Annotated in this window: 19 protein-coding genes; 6 read left to right on the forward strand and 13 right to left on the reverse strand. The window is 62.8% G+C overall.

The genetic code is table 11. The features are described from left to right. Nucleotide 1: 1 nt before the first annotated feature. Together ptsP and MRBLPB4O_RS26370 are read right to left on the reverse strand one after the other, a co-directional pair. Entirely contained in the window at nt 2–2,281 is a 2,280-nt protein-coding gene (gene ptsP, locus MRBLPB4O_RS26365; protein WP_341797044.1) for a phosphoenolpyruvate--protein phosphotransferase, read from the reverse strand. 22 nt (nt 2,282–2,303) lie between these two features. After that, nucleotides 2,304–2,783 (reverse strand): RNA pyrophosphohydrolase, encoded by a 480-nt coding sequence (locus tag MRBLPB4O_RS26370; protein WP_003249017.1) that lies wholly within the window; start codon nt 2,781–2,783, stop codon nt 2,304–2,306. A 140-nt stretch (nt 2,784–2,923) separates the two neighbouring features. On the opposite strand from MRBLPB4O_RS26370, the gene MRBLPB4O_RS26375 reads away from it, so the two are divergent. Beyond that, on the forward strand, nt 2,924–3,580 hold the full coding sequence (locus MRBLPB4O_RS26375) for an HAD family hydrolase (protein ID WP_341797045.1): 657 nt from the start codon (nt 2,924–2,926) through the stop codon (nt 3,578–3,580). 28 nt (nt 3,581–3,608) lie between these two features. Here the strand turns inward: MRBLPB4O_RS26375 and MRBLPB4O_RS26380 are convergent, their stop codons facing one another. After that, the gene (locus tag MRBLPB4O_RS26380) at nt 3,609–4,034 is read right to left on the reverse strand and encodes a DUF2269 domain-containing protein (RefSeq protein WP_341797046.1); all 426 of its coding nucleotides are present in this window, start codon (nt 4,032–4,034) and stop codon (nt 3,609–3,611) included. A gap of 38 nt (nt 4,035–4,072) precedes the next feature. Next, on the reverse strand, nt 4,073–5,587 hold the full coding sequence (gene ilvA / locus MRBLPB4O_RS26385) for a threonine ammonia-lyase, biosynthetic (RefSeq protein ID WP_341797047.1): 1,515 nt from the start codon (nt 5,585–5,587) through the stop codon (nt 4,073–4,075). A 135-nt stretch (nt 5,588–5,722) separates the two neighbouring features. Here ilvA and rpiA point away from each other — a divergent pair, with 135 nt between their 5' ends. After that, nucleotides 5,723–6,397 carry a ribose-5-phosphate isomerase RpiA gene (rpiA, locus tag MRBLPB4O_RS26390; protein WP_016502110.1) on the forward strand — a complete coding sequence of 225 codons (675 nt, stop codon included), beginning with the start codon at nt 5,723–5,725 and terminating at the stop codon, nt 6,395–6,397. Between the two features lie 116 nt (nt 6,398–6,513). Here the strand turns inward: rpiA and MRBLPB4O_RS26395 are convergent, their stop codons facing one another. The 4 genes from MRBLPB4O_RS26395 to MRBLPB4O_RS26410 all read right to left on the reverse strand — a co-directional run bounded on the left by MRBLPB4O_RS26395 (nt 6,514) and on the right by MRBLPB4O_RS26410 (nt 10,634). After that, nucleotides 6,514–7,416 (reverse strand): SdiA-regulated domain-containing protein, encoded by a 903-nt coding sequence (locus tag MRBLPB4O_RS26395; RefSeq protein ID WP_341797048.1) that lies wholly within the window; start codon nt 7,414–7,416, stop codon nt 6,514–6,516. Between the two features lie 89 nt (nt 7,417–7,505). Then, on the reverse strand, nt 7,506–8,426 hold the full coding sequence (locus tag MRBLPB4O_RS26400) for an SdiA-regulated domain-containing protein (protein WP_063423265.1): 921 nt from the start codon (nt 8,424–8,426) through the stop codon (nt 7,506–7,508). A gap of 119 nt (nt 8,427–8,545) precedes the next feature. Next, the gene (locus tag MRBLPB4O_RS26405; RefSeq protein WP_016502113.1) at nt 8,546–9,211 is read right to left on the reverse strand and encodes a fumarylacetoacetate hydrolase family protein; all 666 of its coding nucleotides are present in this window, start codon (nt 9,209–9,211) and stop codon (nt 8,546–8,548) included. A gap of 25 nt (nt 9,212–9,236) precedes the next feature. Continuing rightward, nucleotides 9,237–10,634 (reverse strand): FAD-binding oxidoreductase, encoded by a 1,398-nt coding sequence (locus tag MRBLPB4O_RS26410; RefSeq protein WP_341797049.1) that lies wholly within the window; start codon nt 10,632–10,634, stop codon nt 9,237–9,239. Between the two features lie 171 nt (nt 10,635–10,805). Between MRBLPB4O_RS26410 and serA the strand changes: the two genes are divergently transcribed. Continuing rightward, nucleotides 10,806–12,035 (forward strand): phosphoglycerate dehydrogenase, encoded by a 1,230-nt coding sequence (serA, locus tag MRBLPB4O_RS26415; protein WP_016489694.1) that lies wholly within the window; start codon nt 10,806–10,808, stop codon nt 12,033–12,035. A 47-nt stretch (nt 12,036–12,082) separates the two neighbouring features. Here serA and MRBLPB4O_RS26420 read toward each other — a convergent pair whose 3' ends face one another. Then, on the reverse strand, nt 12,083–12,559 hold the full coding sequence (locus tag MRBLPB4O_RS26420; RefSeq protein ID WP_197864823.1) for a DUF4399 domain-containing protein: 477 nt from the start codon (nt 12,557–12,559) through the stop codon (nt 12,083–12,085). Nucleotides 12,560–12,782: 223 nt separating this feature from the next. Here MRBLPB4O_RS26420 and MRBLPB4O_RS26425 point away from each other — a divergent pair, with 223 nt between their 5' ends. Continuing rightward, nucleotides 12,783–13,271, forward strand: a complete 489-nt coding sequence (locus MRBLPB4O_RS26425; RefSeq protein WP_341797050.1) for a transporter substrate-binding domain-containing protein — start codon at nt 12,783–12,785, stop codon at nt 13,269–13,271. Nucleotides 13,272–13,376: 105 nt separating this feature from the next. Here MRBLPB4O_RS26425 and MRBLPB4O_RS26430 read toward each other — a convergent pair whose 3' ends face one another. Both MRBLPB4O_RS26430 and MRBLPB4O_RS26435 read right to left on the reverse strand, forming a co-directional pair. Further along, nucleotides 13,377–13,868 (reverse strand): DUF523 domain-containing protein, encoded by a 492-nt coding sequence (locus tag MRBLPB4O_RS26430; RefSeq protein WP_341797051.1) that lies wholly within the window; start codon nt 13,866–13,868, stop codon nt 13,377–13,379. Continuing rightward, nucleotides 13,855–14,490 carry a 2OG-Fe(II) oxygenase gene (locus tag MRBLPB4O_RS26435; RefSeq protein ID WP_080889153.1) on the reverse strand — a complete coding sequence of 212 codons (636 nt, stop codon included), beginning with the start codon at nt 14,488–14,490 and terminating at the stop codon, nt 13,855–13,857. The genes MRBLPB4O_RS26430 and MRBLPB4O_RS26435 overlap by 14 nt, the downstream gene beginning before the upstream one ends. A gap of 110 nt (nt 14,491–14,600) precedes the next feature. Between MRBLPB4O_RS26435 and MRBLPB4O_RS26440 the strand changes: the two genes are divergently transcribed. Then, on the forward strand, nt 14,601–15,353 hold the full coding sequence (locus MRBLPB4O_RS26440; RefSeq protein WP_016502120.1) for a DUF2059 domain-containing protein: 753 nt from the start codon (nt 14,601–14,603) through the stop codon (nt 15,351–15,353). On the opposite strand, the gene MRBLPB4O_RS26445 is transcribed toward MRBLPB4O_RS26440, so the two are convergent. Further along, complete coding sequence (locus tag MRBLPB4O_RS26445; RefSeq protein ID WP_341797052.1) at nt 15,354–16,280, reverse strand: alpha/beta hydrolase; 927 nt, start codon at nt 16,278–16,280, stop codon at nt 15,354–15,356. Between the two features lie 144 nt (nt 16,281–16,424). Between MRBLPB4O_RS26445 and MRBLPB4O_RS26450 the strand changes: the two genes are divergently transcribed. Next, a complete protein-coding gene (locus MRBLPB4O_RS26450; RefSeq protein WP_341797053.1) occupies nt 16,425–16,994 on the forward strand; it encodes a DUF6436 domain-containing protein in 570 nt (189 codons plus the stop codon). Here the strand turns inward: MRBLPB4O_RS26450 and MRBLPB4O_RS26455 are convergent. Continuing rightward, on the reverse strand, nt 16,973–17,539 hold the full coding sequence (locus tag MRBLPB4O_RS26455; RefSeq protein WP_016502123.1) for a sugar O-acetyltransferase: 567 nt from the start codon (nt 17,537–17,539) through the stop codon (nt 16,973–16,975). The genes MRBLPB4O_RS26450 and MRBLPB4O_RS26455 overlap by 22 nt on opposite strands. Nucleotides 17,540–17,564 lie beyond the last annotated feature (25 nt).

Genomic DNA, 17,564 nt, shown 5'->3' on the forward strand with positions numbered 1-17,564 from the left:
ATCAGAGGGTTTTGTTGGCCCCTGGGCCGATCATCCGCGCCAACCCGAGGTTTTTAAGGGCCAGCTGCAACGAGCTGTGGATAACTTGCGGGTTGTCATGGCTCAGGGCCTCGGCCAGCAGTTCCTTGGCCTTGCTCATGTTCACCTGGCGCAGCATCCACTTCACCTTCGGCAGGTTGGTGGCGTTCATCGACAAGCTGTCGAAGCCCATGGCCATCAGCAGGATCGCCGCCGCCGGGTCACCGGCCATCTCACCGCAGATGCTCACTGGCTTGCCTTCACCATGGGCATCGCGCACCACCGCGCTCAAGGCTTGCAGCACCGCCGGGTGCAGGTAATCGTACAGGTCGGCAACCCGCGGGTTGTTGCGGTCCACCGCCAGCAGGTACTGGGTCAGGTCGTTGGAGCCGACCGACAGGAAGTCCACCTGCCGCGCCAGCTCCTTGGTCTGGTACACCGCGGCAGGGATTTCCACCATCACGCCCACTGGAGGCATCGGCACGTCGGTGCCTTCGTCACGCACCTCGCCCCAGGCGCGGTGGATCAGGTGCAGCGCTTCTTCCAGCTCGTGGATGCCGGAAATCATCGGCAGCAGGATACGCAGGTTGTTCAGGCCCTCGCTGGCCTTGAGCATGGCGCGGGTCTGCACCAGGAAGATTTCCGGGTGGTCGAGGGTGACGCGGATGCCGCGCCAGCCCAGGAAGGGGTTCTCTTCCTTGATCGGGAAGTACGAAAGCGCCTTGTCACCGCCGATGTCGAGGGTACGCATGGTTACCGGCAGCGGGTGGAAGGCCGCCAACTGCTCACGGTAGATGGCCAACTGCTCTTTCTCGCTGGGGAAGCGCTGGTTGATCATGAACGGCACTTCGGTGCGGTACAGGCCTACCCCTTCAGCGCCGCGCTGCTGGGCACGGGCCACGTCGGCCAGCAAGCCGGTGTTGACCCACAGCGGCATGCGGTGGCCATCGGGGGTGACGCATGGCAGTTCGCGCAGGGCATCCAGGCCCTGGGCCAGCTGGCGCTCTTCCTCGACCACTTCGCTGTACTGCTTGCGCAGCACTTCGCTGGGGTTGGTGAACACCTCGCCCTTGTAGCCGTCGACAATCAGTTCGATACCGTCGACCTTGGAGTACGGCAGGTCGACCAGGCCCATCACCGTGGGGATGCCCATGGCGCGAGCGAGGATGGCGACGTGGGAGTTGCCCGAACCCAGTACCGAGACCAGGCCCACCAGCTTGCCTTCCGGCACCTCGCCGAGCATGGCCGGTGTCAGCTCTTCACTGACCAGAATGGTGTTGTCGGCATATACCAACGACTGCGAGCGGGCTTCCTGCAGGTAGGCCAGCAGGCGCCGGCCAAGGTCCTTGACGTCGGAGGCGCGCTCGCGCAGGTAGTCATCGTCCATCAGCTCGAAGCGGCTGACGTGCTCGCCAACCACCTGGCGCAGGGCGCCCTGCGCCCACTGGCCGGTCTTGATGACTTCGGTCACCTCGCCGCCCAGGGCTGCATCTTCGAGCATCATCAGGTACACATCGAACAATGCGCGCTCTTCAGGGCGCAGCTGGGTGGCCAGCTTGGCCGACAGCTTGCGCATGTCGTCGCGCACGCCTTCAAGGGCGTTCTGGAACAGCTTGAGTTCGGCGTCGATGTCATCGACGGCCTTGTCCGGCACCACTTCCAGGTCGGCCGGCGGCAGCATCACCACCGCACGCCCCACGGCAGCGCCAGGCGAGCCAGGGACACCGACGAAGCGGGCTTCCTGGATACCCTTGCCCTGGCGGCCAAGGCCACGGATCGAGCCAGTGGCTTCGGCGTGGGCAATTACCCCGGCAAGCTGGGCGCTCATGGTGACCAGGAAGGCTTCTTCGCCCTCGTCGAACTGGCGGCGCTCCTTTTGCTGAATGACCAACACCCCGACCACGCGGCGGTGGTGAATGATCGGTGCACCCAGGAAGGAGGCGAATTTTTCTTCACCGGTTTCGGCAAAGTATCGATAACGCGGGTGGTCGGCGGCGTTTTCCAGGTTCAGCGGCTCTTCCCGGGTACCGACCAGGCCAACCAGGCCTTCGTTGGGGGCCATGCTGACCTTGCCGATGGAGCGCTTGTTCAGGCCTTCGGAAGCCATCAGCACGAAGCGGTTGGTTTCCGGGTCGAGCAGGTAGACCGAGCAGACCTGGCTGCCCATGGCCTCCTTGACGCGCAAGACAATGATCCCCAACGCCGACTTGAGATCTTTGGCGGAGTTTACTTCCTGGACGATCTTGCGCAGCGTATTGAGCATGGCTCGGGGTCGAACTCCGTCGTCAGTCGCGCGTCAGCAGACGCGGTGCTAGCTCTTTCAGGGCGCGTCGGTACACCTCGCGCTTGAATGTCACAACCTGGCCCAGCGGATACCAATAGCTCACCCAGCGCCAGCCGTCGAATTCCGGCTTGCCGGTCAGGTCCATCCGCACCCGCTGTTCATTGCTGACCAGCCGTAGCAGGAACCACTTCTGCTTCTGGCCGATGCACAGCGGCTGGCTGTGGGTACGTACCAGTCGCTGGGGTAAACGATAACGCAACCAACCGCGGGTGCAGGCAAGAATTTCCACATCATCGCGTTCAAGGCCAACTTCTTCGTTCAGCTCGCGGTACAGGGCATCTTCCGGCGTCTCGTCAGGGTTGATACCCCCCTGGGGAAACTGCCAGGCATCCTGGTTGATCCGGCGAGCCCATAGCACCTGCCCGGCATCATTCGTGAGAATGATCCCGACATTGGGGCGAAAACCATCCGGGTCGATCACGGCAGCAACCTCGCAAACGCATGTCACCGCATTGTTCCACAAAGCTTGCGAGCGCAGCAACGCGCCCGCCAAGCTTATGTGCAGCCGGGTGAAAACTCCGTATTCTGCGGGCCTACCTGTAGCTGATGCGAGTGACCGCAATGCGCCTGGCTTTATTCGACCTGGACAATACCCTCCTCGGTGGCGACAGCGACCATGCCTGGGGTGATTACCTTTGCGAGCGCGGCATTCTCGACCCGGTCGCCTACAAGCAACGCAACGATGGCTTCTACCAGGACTACCTCAACGGCACCCTGGACCTGCAGGCCTACCTGGCCTTTTCCATGGAGATCCTGGCGGCAACGCCTGTGGCCCAGCTCGACGAATGGCACCGCGACTTCATGCGCGACTGCATCGAGCCGATCATCCTGCCCAAGGCCCTGGCCTTGCTGCAGCAGCACCGCGAAGCGGGCGACCAGTTGGTGATCATCACCGCCACCAACCGATTCGTGACCGCCCCGATTGCCCGGCGCCTCGGGGTTCGGGTACTGCTGGCAACCGAATGCGAGATGCACGACGGCCGCTATACAGGCCGCAGTACCGATATACCGTGTTTCCGTGAAGGCAAGGTGACACGGCTGGAACGCTGGATGCTGGAAAACGGCTTCGACCTGGAAGACAGCTACTTCTATAGCGACTCGATGAACGACCTGCCGCTGCTGCAACGGGTGGCGCATGCGGTGGCGGTGGACCCGGACCCGAACCTGCGGGCCGAGGCCGAGAAGCGCGGGTGGCCGGTGGTTTCACTCAGGGATTGAGGGTTTCCTGCGCCCGCGAAGAGGACTGTCAGACTGGCTTGGCGCCCATCAGCCCGGCAATGGACAGGAAGCAGACCCCGCTGAACACCGCCAGCGCCAGGGTAAACCGCAGCCCCACCTCTTCGGCCTTGCGCAGCCGGTTCAGCCGTACCAGCAGCCACCACACGGCAAAGGCGCCGAAGGTATAGATGACGCTGGACGCCAGCACCCAGGTCTGCCCCAGTGGCCAGCCCACCAGGTGCACCAGCCACCAGCCGGTGAACGGCATGCTTACCAGGCACAGGCCCATCACCAGCCAGATGAACACCAGCGGCCGGCGCAACAGCTTGGCGTATGCTTCGGCATCGCCTTGGCGGCGAGCGCGCACCGTCCAAACCGCCAGGCCCAGGGCGCCCAGAAACAGCAGTGCGGTGGCGATGATGTGCAGGGTCTTGAGGGTGGTCAGGTGTTCCATGTCTTCACATCCTTGAGCGATAAGCCAAGCTTAGCCGCTCAGCCCAGGAACAGCTTGTACGCCGGGTTTTCGGTTTCGTCCCAGTAGGGGTAGCCGATCTTGGCCAACGCGGCTGGCACCAGGTGGCGCTCGTCCTCCGGCACCTGCAAGCCCGCCACCACGCGCCCGTCAGCCGCGCCATGGTTGCGGTAATGGAACATCGAGATGTTCCAGCGCCCGCCCAGCTTATTGAGGAAGTTGAACAACGCCCCTGGCCGCTCGGGGAATTCGAAGCGCAACACCATTTCATCGCTGGCGCCGGCCGAATGGCCGCCAACCATGTGACGAATGTGCAGTTTGGCCAGCTCGTTGTCGGTCAGGTCGGTAACCGGGAAGCCCTGCTCGGTCAGATGCTGCACCAGCGCCGCACGTGGGTCGTTTTCCGGGTGGGTCTGCACGCCAACGAAGATGTGCGCCTCGTCGGAGGTGTGCTTGCGGTAGTTGAATTCGGTGATCTGCCGCTTGCCGATAGCCTCGCAGAAGGCCTTGAAGCTGCCTGGGCGTTCCGGGATGGTCACGGCGATGATCGCTTCGCGCTTCTCACCCAGCTCGGCACGCTCGGCCACATGGCGCAGGCGGTCGAAGTTGACGTTGGCGCCGGAGTCGATCGCCACCAGGGTTTGCCCGGTCACGCCGTACAGCTCGACGTACTTCTTGATGCCCGCAACACCCAAGGCGCCGGCAGGTTCGGTTATCGAGCGGGTATCGTCGTAGATATCTTTGATAGCTGCACAGATCTCGTCGGTGCTGACCGTCACCACTTCATCCACATGGTGGCGGCAGATATCGAAGGTGTGCTGGCCGATCTGCGCCACCGCCACGCCGTCGGCGAACAACCCGACCTGTGGCAGCACCACGCGCTCACCGGCTGCCATGGCCGCCTGCAGGCAGTTGGAGTCGTCGGGCTCGACACCAATCACCTTGATTTCCGGGCGCAGGTACTTCACATAGGCGGCAATGCCGGCGATCAGGCCACCACCGCCAACGGGCACGAAGATCGCGTTCAGCTGGCCAGGGTGCTGGCGCAGGATTTCCATGGCCACGGTGCCCTGCCCGGCAATGGTGTGCGGGTCGTCATAAGGGTGGACATAGACAAAGCCCTTCTCGTCGACCAGTTTCAGCGAATAAGCCAGCGCCTCTGGAAACGAGTCGCCATGCAGCACTACCTTGCCACCGCGCGAGCGCACGCCTTCGATCTTGATCTCCGGGGTGGTCTTGGGCATCACGATAGTGGCCTTGATGCCCATCTCGCGCGCAGCCAGGGCCAGGCCCTGGGCGTGGTTGCCGGCCGAGGCGGTGACCACACCACGGGCCAGCTCTTCCGGGGTCAGCTGGGCCAGTTTGTTGTACGCCCCTCGAATCTTGAACGAGAACACCGGCTGCAGGTCTTCACGCTTGAGCAAAATCTGGTTGCCCAGGCGCTTGCTCAGCTGCCCGGCGCTCTGCAGCGGGGTTTCGACGGCAACGTCATAGACGCGCGAGGTGAGGATCTTCTTGACGTACTGTTCGAGCATCGGGAAAGCATCACTGGGCCGCGGGACGAGGGCTGCGAGTCTACCCCAGCGCTACGTCGGGCGACCACAGCAAAGCTGCCCAAGCCGTTATACTAGGCAACTTTGAAAACCGCCCTGCCCCTTTTCGGAGCCCGCATGACCCAGGACCAACTCAAACAGGCCGTCGCCCAGGCCGCTGTCGACTTCATTCTGCCCAAGCTGGATGAAAAGAGCGTCGTCGGCGTCGGTACCGGTTCGACTGCCAACTTCTTCATCGACGCCCTGGCTCAGCACAAGACTGCCTTCGACGGCGCAGTCGCCAGCTCCGAAGCCACCGCCCAGCGTCTGAAGGGCCATGGCATCCCGGTCTACGAGCTGAACAGTGTCAGCGAGCTGGAATTCTACGTGGACGGCGCCGACGAGAGCGACGCACACCTGAACCTGATCAAGGGCGGCGGCGCGGCCCTGACCCGCGAGAAGATCGTCGCCGCTGTGGCCAAGACCTTCATCTGCATCGCCGACGGCAGCAAACTGGTGCCGGTACTGGGCGCTTTCCCGCTGCCGGTCGAAGTGATCCCGATGGCGCGCAGCCATGTGGCCCGTCAGCTGGTCAAGCTGGGCGGCGACCCGGTGTACCGCGAAGGTGTGGTCACCGACAACGGCAATGTAATCCTCGATGTGCACAACCTGCAGATCACCAACCCGGTGGAACTGGAAGCGCAGATCAACGCCATCGTCGGCGTGGTGACCAACGGCCTGTTCGCGGCGCGGCCGGCGGACTTGCTGCTGCTGGGTACCGCTGAAGGTGTGAAGAGCCTGAAGGCCGAGTAATCTGCGGCGAGGGCTTTGCCCTCGATTCGCAGCACAAGGCTGCTCCTACAGGGGTACGCGATTTCCTGTAGGAGCAGCCTTGTGCTGCGAATGGGCTGCAAAGCAGCCCCACCTGCTCACTCCGCCGCCTGCTTGAACACATAGAACAGGTTAGGCTCACTGACCAGATAGATGGTCCCCGCCTCGTCCATCGCAATCCCCTCCGCCTGCGGCACCGTTGCCCGCAACCCCTGAAAGCCCTTGCGCAACGACAAGGTGCTCAGCGGCCGACCTTCAACATCCAGCTCCAGCACCAGGCGCGACTCGTCCGACAGCGCCAGCAAATGCCCACTGCGCTCATCGAATTGCAAGCTCGACAGGTCCCGCACAAACAGCCGTGAATCACGCTTGCGGTCCTGCACCACATGCACGGCGTAGGGCTTTGCCGGGTTGTCATGCGGGAAGCCATGCACCTCATAGATCAGCATCGGGTCACGCTCCTTCGCCACGAACAGGCGCTTGCCCGCCGAATCGTAGGCCAGGCCCTCGAAGCCCTTGTTGCCGTTCAGGCCAATGCCCAGGCTGAGCTGTTCGGCATCACCGGCATCGAGGAACATCGTGTCGTCTTCCAGCCGTACACGAATCAGCCGTTGTTGACGCTCGTCGGTGATCACGTAGCTGTTGGGCCCTACATACTCCACCGCTTCCGGGTCGCCGAAGCCAGTCAGCGGTATGCGGCGCAGAATACGGCCCTCCAGCGACAGTTCGATCAGTTCCGAGCGGGCGTTGGTGACGGTGAACAGGGTCTTGCGGTCAGGGTCGTAGGTCAGCGCGGAGATATCGTCATCCAGCCCCTCGACCGGCTGCGCCTCCACCACCACTCGGTAGCGGTTCAGGCCGATGCTCTGCTCGGCGGGCTGCCACCAGGTCTTCAGATTGAACCAGCCACGCTCGAACAGGCGAAACTCCTGCCCGGCCCAGCCGAGCAGGAGCAGACCGATAACGGCCAGGGCAAGAAACAGGCGAACAAGAAGACGCATGGGGCAGACTCGACGTGGGGGTGGCGAATCTAACCATGTACAACTGAAATAAAGCTTAATGCCAGCATCAGAAACTTCGGATGTTGGGGTCAGTTCTTTCTGAAGCGATAAAACAGTGCCGGCTCGCTGACCATGTACAGGTTGCCCTTGTCGTCCATGGCTACACCTTCAGCGCGCGGAATGGTGTCTTCAAGCCCGTTGAAGCCGCCCAGCAAGGTCATGAAGCTGACTTGCTGGCCCTGCTCGTCCAGCTCCAGCAGCATGTTGGAGTCGGCCGAGAGCACCAGCAGGTGGCCCGTACGCGGGTCGACACCCAGTGCAGACAGGTTGCGCAGGTCGAGCTCTTCGCTAGGCAACGGCTGTTTCTGGCCCTTGAGGGGGCTGCGGCCATCGGTGTTCCAGGTGTACAACTTGGGCGGGCGCTCCTCGCCGATGACCAGGCGCTGACGCAACGGGTCCCAGGCGATAGCCTCGAAGCCCTTGTTGCTCTTCACTGACGGGCCCAGGTCGTGGCTCTGGAAATCGGCGTGGTTCAACGCCGTGGTCTGCGCATCCACCTTGACCACGGTCAGGTCATGCAGGCGCTCGTCGGTGATGGCCAGGTAGCCATCCTCCAGCACGGCGACGCCTTCCGGGTTGTTCCAGCCGTTGAGCGGGATCTTGCGCAGTACATCGCCCTCCAGGCTCAGCTCCACCAGGATGGGGTTCTTGCCCATGACCGCGAACAGAGTGCGGGTATGCGGGTTGAAGGCCAGGTCCGAGGCTTCGTCATCGTCCATACCCGGTAGCGGCTTGGCATCGATATCAACCTGATAGTCCGGCAGCCACACGCTTTCGCTGCGCTCGGCGGTGCTTTCGAAGCTTTCCTTCAGCCACAGCGCGCCGCGGTCATCCCAGTGCATGGCAACCGCGACGCCATAACCGATCACCGCCGCCACGGCCAGGCCGAAGGGCCAGCGCAGGTAGAAGCGACGCTTGGGAGTTGCAGGGGCGCTGGAGGGTGATGGCATGCGGGTGTCCTGGGGAATGGGCGTAGGTCCGCGCATTATCCGGATAGGGTGTGAAAAAAGGGTAAACAGGGCCGGCCTCTTCGCGGGTAAACCCGCGAAGAGGGCGACGCGGTTTCGGGTTAAAGCACCCGGCTTTCGAAGCGGCTCACGCCCGGCAGCTCCAGCACCAGTTCGTCACCGACATTGAACGGCCCCACACCTGCCGGGGTGCCGGTGAGGATCACATCCCCGGCCTGCAGCGAGAACTGCGCCGCCATGTACTGGATCATCGGCACGATCGGGTTCAGCATCATCGCGCTGTTGCCGTCCTGGCGCACTTCGCCGTTGACGGTGAGGCGCACCGGGATGTCGGTCACGTCCTCAAAGCTGGCAGCGGAGACGAACGGCGGCAGCACGCAAGCGCCATCAAAACACTTGGCCAGTTCCCACGGCAGGCCCTTCTCTTTAAGCTTGGCCTGCACGTCGCGCAGGGTCAGGTCCAGCGCCGGGGCATAACCGGAAATGGCGTCCAGCACCTCCTCCTCGCTCGGATGGGTCGACAGCGGCTTGCCCAGCAGCACGGCAATTTCGGCCTCATAGTGCACCGCACCGCGCTCGGCCGGGATCTTGAAGCCGCCCTCGGCCGGCACCACGCAGCTGCCCGGCTTGATGAACAGCAGCGGCTCGGTGGGGATCGGGTTGTCCAGTTCCTTGGCATGCTCGGCATAGTTACGGCCAATACACACCACCTTGCCCAGCGGGAAGTGAATGCGCGTGCCGTCTACGTACTGGTGCTGGTAACTCATGGCCGACTCCTCTGGATACTGCTTTTTATTCAGGTGAAAAGATCTTACCCGGATTCATGATGCCGTTAGGGTCGAAGACGGCCTTTATTGCCTTCATGCAGGCGATTTCTTCCGGCGAGCGGCTGTAGCCTAAATAGTCGCGCTTGGTCATGCCCACACCGTGCTCGGCCGAGATCGAGCCGTTGTAGTGCTTGACGATATCGAACACCCACTTGTTGACCTTGGTGCACGAGGCAAAGAAGTCGTCCTTGCTCATGTGTTCGGGCTTGAGGATGTTCAAGTGCAGGTTGCCATCGCCGATGTGGCCGTACCACACGACTTCGTAATCCGGGTAGTGCTCCGCGACGATGGCGTCGATATCACGCAGGAACGCGGGCACTTTCGACACGGTGACGGAAATGTCGTTCTTGTAGGGCGTCCAGTGCGAGATGGTTTCCGACAGGTACTCGCGCAGCTTCCACAGGTTTTTAAGCTGGGTGTCGCTCTGGCTCATCACCCCGTCCAGCACCCAACCCTGCTCGACGCAATGCTCGAAGGTGGCCAACGCTTCATTGGCGACCTCTTCAGTGCTGGCTTCGAACTCCAGCAGAGCATAGAACGGGCAGTCGGTCGCGAACGGGGCGGGTACATCGCCGCGCGCGAGGATCTTGGCCAGGCCCTTGTCGGAGAAGAACTCGAAGGCTGTAAGGTCCAGCTTGCCCTGGAAGGCGTGCAGCACCGGCATGATCGAGTCGAAGTCCGGCGTGCCAAGCACCATGGCAGTGAGATTGCGCGGGGCGCGGTCCAGGCGCATGGTGGCCTCGACCACGAAGCCCAGCGTGCCTTCGGCGCCAATGAACAGCTGGCGCAGGTCATAGCCGGTGGCGTTCTTGATCAGGTCTTTGTTCAGTTCCAGCAACTCGCCCTTGCCGGTGACCACTTTCAGCCCGGCCACCCAGTTGCGGGTCATGCCGTAGCGAATCACCTTGATGCCGCCCGCGTTGGTGCCGATGTTGCCGCCAATCTGGCTGGAGCCGCTGGAAGCGAAGTCCACCGGGTAATACAGGCCCTGCTCTTCGGCGTAGGTTTGCAGCTGCCGGGTGATTACCCCCGGCTGGCAGACCACGGTGCGGTCGAAGGCATTGAAGCCGAGAATCTGGTTCATGTAGTCGAAGGAAACGACAACCTCGCCATTGGCCGCCACGGCGCCGGCAGAAAGCCCGGTGCGCCCACCCGATGGCACCAGGGCCACCTTGTGCGCATTGGCCCAGCGCACAATGGCCTGCACCTGTTCTACTGTCTTGGGGAAGACGATGGCACTGGGCGCCGGGGGGTAATGCTTGGTCCAGTCCTTGCCATACGCTTCGAGGGAAGCCGCGTCGGTCAGGACCTTGCCAGGGTCGACAAGGGTCATCAGTTCTTCAATAACAGCGGGGTGGGTCATCGCTGGAACTCTCGACTTATTCATAGTCACCCTGAGCACTCTTCACCTGTCGGGATAAGCTCAGATTGTGTCGCGTATGCTAGCATAGCCCTCCCGCTGTTCATGCTAAGGCTGCCCTCGCGCCTGGCATCACCCCTCGCCATTTTTTCTCCGGGATACAGGTTTACGCAGATGAGCAAGACTTCTCTCGACAAGAGCAAGATCCGGTTCCTTCTTCTTGAAGGTGTGCACCAGAACGCGGTCGATACCCTCAAGGCCGCCGGCTACACCAACATCGAATACCTCACTGGTTCGTTGCCGGAAGCCGAGCTGAAGGAAAAGATCGCTGATGCCCACTTCATCGGCATCCGTTCGCGCACCCAGCTCACCGAAGAGATCTTCGACTGCGCCAAGAAACTGGTAGCCGTTGGCTGCTTCTGCATCGGCACCAACCAGGTCGACCTGGAAGCTGCCCGCGAGCGCGGTATCGCCGTGTTCAACGCGCCATACTCCAACACCCGTTCGGTAGCCGAGCTGGTGCTGGCCGAGGCCATCCTGCTGCTGCGCGGCATCCCTGAGAAGAACGCCTCCTGCCACCGTGGCGGCTGGATCAAGAGCGCGGCCAACTCGTTCGAAATCCGCGGTAAAAAACTGGGCATCGTCGGCTACGGCTCGATCGGCACCCAGCTGTCGGTCCTGGCCGAGAACCTCGGCATGCAGGTGTACTTCTACGACCCGCTGACCAAGCTGCCACTGGGCAACGCCGTGCAGGTCACCAGCCTGAACGAGCTGCTGGGCCTGGCCGACATCGTCTCGCTGCACGTGCCTGAGCTGCCATCCACCCAGTGGATGATCGGCGAGAAGGAAATCCGCGCGATGAAGAAGGGCGCGATCCTGATCAACGCCGCCCGTGGCACCGTGGTCGAGCTGGACCACCTGGCCGCCGCCATCAAGGACAAGCACCTGATCGGCGCCGCCATCGACGTGTTCCCGGTCGAGCCACGCTCCAACGACGAAGAGTTCGAGAGCCCGCTGCGCGGCCTGGACAACGTGATCCTGACCCCGCACATCGGTGGTTCTACTGCCGAAGCCCAGGCCAACATCGGCCTGGAAGTGGCCGAGAAGCTGGTCAAGTACAGCGACAACGGGACCTCGGTGTCCTCGGTCAACTTCCCGGAAGTAGCCCTGCCGGCCCACCCAGGCAAGCACCGCCTGCTGCACATCCACGAAAACATCCCAGGCGTGCTCAGCGAGATCAACAAAGTCTTCGCCGAGAACGGCATCAACATCTCTGGTCAGTTCCTGCAGACCAACGAGAAGGTCGGTTACGTGGTGATCGACGTCGACGCCGAGTACTCGGACCTGGCGCAAGAGAAGCTGCAACAGGTCAAGGGCACCATCCGTTCCCGCGTCCTGTTCTAAGTTTGCTTGCAGCATGAAAAAGGGAGGCCATGGTGGCCTCCCTTTTTTTATTTCACGTCAACAGTGATCTTCTTCGACTCTACGCTTGGCTTGAACGGCACGTGATACTGGTCACCCAGAATCAGTTGCAGAGTGTGCTTGCCCGGCGTAAGGGTGATGCTGGTTTCGGTCTGCGCCTTGCCGAAGTGCAGCACTTGCGGGCCCGCCGGCAGTGCGGTGCCGGCCTCTGGCATCAGGCTGGTCGGCAGCGGCATATCGGCGACGGGTTCTTTATCCACGTCCACCAGCAGGTGGTGATGGCCGCTGTGCGGAGTCTGGTCACCCGCTGGCTTGAGTGCCATACCCTCGATGCCGAACTTGACGGTGAAGGTCTTGTCGACCGTGGCACCATCGGCGGGGGAAACGATGAAGACCTTGGCATCCTTGGGCGGCTCCTGGCTCTTGAGGGCGTCCGCAGCAACGGCGAAAACCGACGCTCCCATCAGCAGACCGGCAACGGCAGCGCGCGAAAATAGGCTGTTCATTCACTTCTCCTGTGATTCACTTATTGACCGCCGCCCTTCATCCGGCGGCGACGGTAGTTCACCTTAGTTGAAATAATCGCCAAGGTGTTCACATTGCCTGACAGAAATATTTCGGTCAGGGTTAAACAATGCCGAGGCTTCAAGGTCATAGGCTGCGCTCGATCACGGCGAGGAAGAAAGCCGTGGCGAAAGTTATTCATCTGCTAAAAGAAAAGGGGCAATCATGCGTTCGACCATAGGGGTACTGCTGGCAGTACTGATCAGTCCATTGGCCCAGGCGGAGCTGATCGACGAAATCGCCGACCGGGGCGAACTGCGCATTGCCGTACAGGCTGACAAGTCGCCGTACGCGTTCAAACAAGACGACCACCTGACGGGTTTCGACATCGAATTTGGCCAGGAACTGGCCAGGGAACTGGACTTGCGCGCCGAGTTCGTAGAAGCCCCGGCTGATGAAGTACTGACAGGTGTCGAGAGTGGCAAGTACGACATTGCACTCACGCCATCGAGTGAGGCGCCCAAGGGCGACGGCCCGCTTGATGTGAGCCTGCCATTTGCCGAGAAGAAACTGGTGATCCCGTTCCAGAAAGGCAACCCGGCGTTCGAAAGTGCGGTGAACAATGCGCTGCAACGCTTGAAAGACAGTGGCCGCACGGCCGAGCTTGAGCAGAAGTGGTTCAAGGGTGTGCAGGAGACTGCAGCCGGGCAATAAGATTTGTATTGCCTGTACCGGCCTCTTCGCAGCACAAGGCTGCTCCTGCAAGGGTACGCGATCCCTGTAGGAGCAGCCTTGTGCTGCGAAGAGGTCGGTACAGGTTTACCCCAAAACCCGCTGCGCCTGTTCCAGCTCCAGCTCGCTGAACACCTGCACCCCAGCCCGCCGCAACAGCGCCGTGGTCACCCCTTCCCCCGCCACCTTCACCCCACTGAACGTGCCGTCGTAGGTCAGCCGGTTACCACACGAGGGGCTGCCAGACTTCAGTACCGCCACACGGATGCCATGCCGACGCACCAGCTCCAGCGCCAGCTGCGCCCCGGCCAGAAATTCGGCACTGGCATCTTCGCCCGTCACCGTCAGCACCTGTGCAGTGCCATCAAGCACCTCGCCGCCCTGTCCGCCCGGTATCTCCGCTGGCGGGCGCGGGGTGGGCAAGCCACCGGCCACCTCTGGGCACAACGGCACCACGCGCCCTTCGGCCTGCCATTGCTGCAACAGGTCCGGGTGCCCGCTGGCCCGGCCGTCATAGCGCACCGGCTGCCCCAGCAGGCAGGCGCTGACCAGCACCTTGGGCAAATCAGAACGGGTCATTGCCACGTCGCCTGAACCAACCCGTCAACGACAACCGTTCACGGCCGGCCGGCAGCACTTCGTGGGGCACTTCACCCGACAGAAACACCACCAGGCAACCCGCCACAGGCTCGACGTCGAGCGCCACGTCGTCTGCCAGGAACATGCGCAACTGGCCACCGTCCTGCGGCTGCCAGCCTTCATTCAGGTACAGCACGGCCGAGACCATGCGCCGGTCATCGTCGCGAAAGCGGTCCAGGTGCCGGCGATAAAACGCCCCCGGTGGGTACAGGGCAAAATGGCATTCGAAGTCTTCCAGGCCCAGGAACAGGCCCTGGTTGATGGCCAGGCGCAGTTGGTCCATGGCCGACAGATACTGGTCGCAGGCCTCGGCTTGCCCCGGATCGATCCACTGGATCTGGTCGCCGCGAATGGCTTCGCGCACCTCCTGGGTAACACCGCGCCCAACTCCCGCAGGGTTGAGCTCGCCTTCGGCATCACGCCGCCGGCATTCGGCCGCCAGCGCGCGCACCAGTTCGCCAGGCAGAAAGAGTGCCTGCCGGGACCAGCCATGGGTGGCCAGATCGTCGACGACGGCCGCAAGCATCGGGTGTTCAGGGGAGATGTGCATGGCGCGCATCATATCCATTAGCCATGCCGGCGCACAGCGCCACTTGGCCGAGAAACACGCGGATAACTCGACAAACCGGCGCCGGGCCAAGGACAATAGCCACCTGCCGACAGGAGTCCTGAATGCGCCGTCTGTTTTCCCTGATTCTGCTGATGATCTGCACCATGCCTGTCTGGGCAGACAACCTGGATCAACTGTACAAGGCCGCCGGCTGGCCCGACCAGCGTGCCCACTTCAACGATGCCCTGAGCGCCGCCCAGGAACGCTACCGCAACAGTTTGCCACCCGCCGTGTACCAGGCGCTGGTCAACAACAGCAACCAGCGCTTCCAGGCCCAGGCGGTGGACCGTCGTGCCCAGGCAAAGCTGCGCGCCACCCTGGCCAACCCGGCCCCGGCCCTGGCGTTCTTCCAGTCACCGCTGGGGCGCAAGGTGGTGGCGGCGGAGCTCAAGGCCACCCGCAAGGATGAGCTGGCCAAGAACGCCAAGGGGCTGCCGAAGATCCAGGCCAGCGACGACCGCCTGCTGGTCATTGGCCACCTGGCCCAGGCCCTGCCGGCGCGTGAAGCCGGTGCCGAAGTGAGCCTGGCCATCGCCGGCGTGGCAGCCGATAGCCTCAGTTCGATGATCCCCGGCCTGTTCGGCGGCGGCCAGGCCCAGGGCCTGCTCGACGGCCAGCGCCAGCGGTTGATGGGGCAGATTGGCGAAGACCTCAACAACACGCTGCTGTACGTCTACCGCGACCTGTCCGATGCCGAGCTGGAAGAGTTCGCCACCTTCGCCGAGTCGCCCGACGGCAAGGCCTACTACCAGGCGGCCCTGGCCGCTGTGCGTGCCGGCCTGGCAGTTGGCCAGAGCACCAACGACCTGAAGTGATCAGCCCAGGCGCTGGTCGATGAAGTCGAAGTAGCGCTGGCGGATGCCCGGTAGCTCGTTGGCCAGGTGGTGGCGGGCTTGGGGCAGCATCAGGATCTGCGGCTCGGCAAACTTGGCCTTGAGTACTTCAAGGTTGTAGGGCCAATCCACCGTGCCATCGGCCTCCCCCTGCACGATCAACGGCCGCCGCGAGCTGCGGGGCGCGGCCTCGATGCGTTTGACCCAGGCGATCAGTGCGCCCACCCAGGCAGTTGGCAGGCGACGGGGTTGCAGCGGGTCGGCCTCCAGAAACGGCAGGAAGGCCGGGTCGTTGGTGTTCTCGCTGAAGCGCCGTTCGATGCCGTTGACGAAATGCCGCAGCACCCGGTAGCTGAACTTCGACCAACGCCAGGAACACGGCCGCACCAGCGGTGCCAACAGGATGACCTGGCCATCGATGGGGCTGCGCGCGCCTTGGTGCAGCAAGTGATCCACCGCGATGGCGCCGCCCGTGCTCTGCCCGCACAGGTGCCACGGGCGCGGCAGTTGCAGCGTGCGCACCTGTTCGAACAGCGCCTCCAGCACCTGCTGGTACACGGCGAAATCGCTGATGCTGGCCCGCTCGCCGCTGGACAGGCCGTGGCCGGGCAGGTCGCAGCTGATTACGGCGAAACCCTGCTTGAGTGCCCACTCGATCACATGCCGGTAGAGGCCCATGTGGTCGTAGTAGCCGTGCAGCAGGAACAGCGTCGCGGTTGGCTGGTCAGGCAACCAGGCCTGCCCGACCAGGTCGAAGCCCGCCGCCTGGAAACCGCCCAGCCAGCTGTGTACCGACAGGTTCAGCCCATAGAAGCGCTGGTAGTCCTGTGCCTCGACCGACAACGGCTGGCGAGCAGTTAACGGCAAAAGGCTGTGGCGCAGGTGGTCGGGGTGAAAAGCAGCGGGCATCGAGCACATCCACGTTGATGCAATGTATTGATCTGGAATCTTCAGCTCTGGCAGGCGCCATGGCAAGCTTGGGGTATGTGTCACCTGAGCTGGCTTGCCGGCGATAGGGCCAGTGAACCCACCACAACATATCCGCAGACATCCATGCAGACGCGACTCGTCAAACCAATCTTGATTGCCCTTGCCCTGCCACTCTGCACCGCTCTGGCCTGGCAGGCCTATACCACCTTCCAGGCCCGCTACCTACGCCCGTTCGACAACCAGGCCACGCTGTTCGACGGCAGGCAGCTGCAACTGCCTGCCGAGCTGGCCGGCCCCGGCCCGGTCCGGGTGGTGCATTTCTGGGACCCGGCGTGCCCGTGCAATGTCGGAAACCAGCAACACCTGGGCGACCTGGTAAACCAGTTCGCAGGCCACGGCGTTACCTTCCACGTGCTGCAAAAGCCCGGCAGCCACGGCCAACTGCCCGCCAACCTCGCCGCCCTCAAACCCATCGCCAACCTGCCGGGCAGCGAACACCTGCCGGCCTCCCCGGCCGTGGCCATCTGGGACCGGCAAGGCCGCCTGGCCTACTTTGGCCCGTACAGCGAAGGCGCCGTGTGCAACGCCAGCAACAGCTTCATCGAGCCAATCCTCAAGGCCTTGCTCGACGGTCGCCAGGTCAGCGCCTCCAATACCCTGGCAGTGGGCTGCTACTGCCCTTGGGCGGGCTGACGCACCCGCGCCGGGTTACCCACTACCGTCGCACCCGCCGGCACATCCCGCGTCACCACACTGCCGGCGCCCACCACGGCGTTGTCGCCAATGGTCACCCCCGGCAGGATGATCGCCGCACCGCCAATCCACACGTTGTTGCCAATGGTCACCGGCCGCCCACTCTCCAGCCCGCTGCGTCGCACCTCGGGGTCGAGCGGATGATCGGCGGTGTAGATCTGCACGTTGGGGCCAATCTGGCAATCGTCGCCGATATGCACCTGTACCACGTCAAGGATCACGCAGTTGAAGTTCATGAAGGTATTGCGACCGACGCTGATGTTGTAGCCGTAGTCGCAATAGAACGGCGGGCGGATCACCGCGCCTTCGCCAACTTCATTGAAGTGTTCGGCCAACAGCCCGTGACGGGCATCGTTGAGCAGTTCTACGCTGCTGTTGTAACGGTGCATCCAGTGCTTGTTGGCGATTTGCTCGGCCTGTAGCTCGGGGCAGCCAGCGTGGTAGAGCTGGCCGGCGAGCATTTTCTGTTTTTCGCTGAGGGACATGGAAACTCCTTCCTGGGGCTATGCT

Origin of the sequence: Pseudomonas sp. LPB4.O, from assembly GCF_038383825.1 — a bacterium.
Classification (GTDB): domain Bacteria; phylum Pseudomonadota; class Gammaproteobacteria; order Pseudomonadales; family Pseudomonadaceae; genus Aquipseudomonas; species Aquipseudomonas putida.